Raw genomic sequence first — 2,125 nt, 5'->3', positions numbered from 1 at the left:
TACAAGAAAGGGCTGGAAGCTTTTATTGAAGAGGATTTTTCTGATCCAAAATATATCACCGAAGCCCCGTTGAGCAAAGAAGGGTTCGTCAATCTAATAGACTACCTCGAAAATAAACCGAATCCCTTTCTTAAATCTTAATGCCCAAAATGAGATAATACAAACGTAAATAATGTATGGAATAGAAATTAAAAGAGAAATGAGGCAATGGCTAAATGAAGTGCCTCAAAATGTCAAACGGCTAATGGGTATATGAAAGCAGACATCGCATTGATTAAGTATGACGCTTTTGACAACATAGTCGATGCTTTCATAATAGAAAACAAACTCAGCGGCACTACCTCTTATACCAAAAGACAAATAGAAGGCTTTAGGGCGATTGTTAAGAATAAACATCAAACAATGAGAGTTATGTATGGCAGAGAAAACTTGAATGTTAACACAAAAGAAAAACAGATAAAGGCAGATAACATATATAGAATACACGACCATGGTATTGATAATCTTTTAAGTGTTGAAATACAAAGAATAGATATTGCAAGATAATATGGTTAAATCAGAGAAAAAGGGAATCGTATTTGGGGCTTTTGATTCACACTTTGACAAATATGGATACAAGGGCGTTAAAAGTGGTGGAGATCCGACATATGTAATGAAAACCGAAAACTACGTAGTGACATTCTTTATAAAATTTTTGGATCTGGGGGGGGATATATATATCAGGTGTTAGTATCTCAATTGCCAATGTGGAAGAAAACATCATTTCACTTTTTGGGAAAGCAGCAATTAAAAAGAGGTTTTTTTATGATGAAAAGAAGTATTTTTTATCTACAGTCTCTGACAAGGTTAACTTTAGCATGAATGATCCCAGGAAATTAGATAATGAGGTTAATTTACTCGATTTTGCGAACTCTTACATCAACTATTATGAGGAAAAGGGCAAGCACTTTATAGAACATTATTCCTCTCTTCCAAATATATTAAAGAGGATGAATGAACTAACATTGGAGGGTAAGGTTTGGCAAGATAGAGGAGTCGGAATTCTTTCTGGTGCTCTAGATGCTCAACTCAGAGGCTTAATTATTTCAAAGCTATGTAATGATAATGGATTAAATGATAAGATATTGATGTGTGATGAAATTTTCTATAGAGATCAATACAAAGACTGGCTTCCATACTATATTAAACTGAAGGAACAATTACCATCCATTCAACCCCTCTACAATGTATGATAATAGGAGAAATCTATACTTTATTGGTCTATCTTTGTTGTTTATGGGAAGCAAAGCGAATAAAGTACATTCGCAATTCAAAGGAGCATTCTGCCTTACACACTTTTGGGGATACTACCAAATGATTAAAGAGTGGGAAGAAAACACACATCAAAAGTGGCCAGTTGATGAAAATGGACAAAGGTATCAATTACATCATATAATTGAACAACAATAAGGGGGGCCAAATGAGTGGTGGAACAGCCATCCAGCTAAATATCCAGATCAACATCAAGGTGAAATCCATGGAAAAGATTCCCTTAGTCGAAAATTATTTAATTAATTATATTTACAATGTTTGACAAGTTTAAAAAATATATTACGGGAGTCGGGGAAAAAACTACTCGACATATGTTTCACAAAGTAACTCAGGATGAATTAAATGAAGTGAAGGAAAAAATATTTATTCCTCATGAGCTACTCCTTTTTTACGAAAATATAGGATACGGCTTTTTCTTTGATACCCCTGATTCATATTCGATTGATCGATTATACTCTCCGTCTGAATTTTGCAAAATAAACTTAAGGGAAGATTATTACACTGATGATCCTACGTTAGATTATTATGGTCATAAAAAGTTTGAGAATTACAAGATATTTTTTGAAGTCGTAGAAGGTAACTATTTGCTTATTGCTGATAACGAAGATAAAGGGAAAAATGCAATTATATATATAAATGAAAAAATTGCAGACTCTCTTGAAGAATTTCTCAATAGATTTGATGATGAAGGTCACTATTTTGAACGATAAGTGCTCCTTTACGGAATGCCATTGAGGACTGTCCTCTCCTGAAATAGTAGACACATAAACCATGCGAAATTATGGCAGAAAAGAATCGCAAGAGTAAAAAGAGA

Annotated in this window: 4 protein-coding genes; all 4 read left to right on the top strand. The window is 33.6% G+C overall.

Going from position 1 to position 2,125, the window contains the following annotated elements:
* Positions 1-252: 252 nt before the first annotated feature.
* Complete coding sequence (locus HMPREF3027_RS09310; RefSeq protein ID WP_021902721.1) at positions 253-546, top strand: hypothetical protein; 294 nt, start codon at positions 253-255, stop codon at positions 544-546.
* A gap of 1 nt (position 547) precedes the next feature.
* The gene (locus HMPREF3027_RS09305) at positions 548-730 is read left to right on the top strand and encodes a hypothetical protein (RefSeq protein ID WP_070708380.1); all 183 of its coding nucleotides are present in this window, start codon (positions 548-550) and stop codon (positions 728-730) included.
* Between the two features lie 16 nt (positions 731-746).
* Positions 747-1,232 carry a hypothetical protein gene (locus HMPREF3027_RS09300; RefSeq protein WP_070708378.1) on the top strand — a complete coding sequence of 162 codons (486 nt, stop codon included), beginning with the start codon at positions 747-749 and terminating at the stop codon, positions 1,230-1,232.
* Positions 1,233-1,622: 390 nt separating this feature from the next.
* Complete coding sequence (locus HMPREF3027_RS09290; RefSeq protein ID WP_210400701.1) at positions 1,623-2,021, top strand: SMI1/KNR4 family protein; 399 nt, start codon at positions 1,623-1,625, stop codon at positions 2,019-2,021.
* Positions 2,022-2,125 lie beyond the last annotated feature (104 nt).

The sequence above is a fragment of the Porphyromonas sp. HMSC077F02 genome, from assembly GCF_001815465.1.
GTDB lineage: Bacteria > Bacteroidota > Bacteroidia > Bacteroidales > Porphyromonadaceae > Porphyromonas_A > Porphyromonas_A somerae.
The sequence above is the reverse complement of the archived record's forward strand: the minus strand, read 5'-3'. Positions and strand labels throughout refer to the sequence as shown.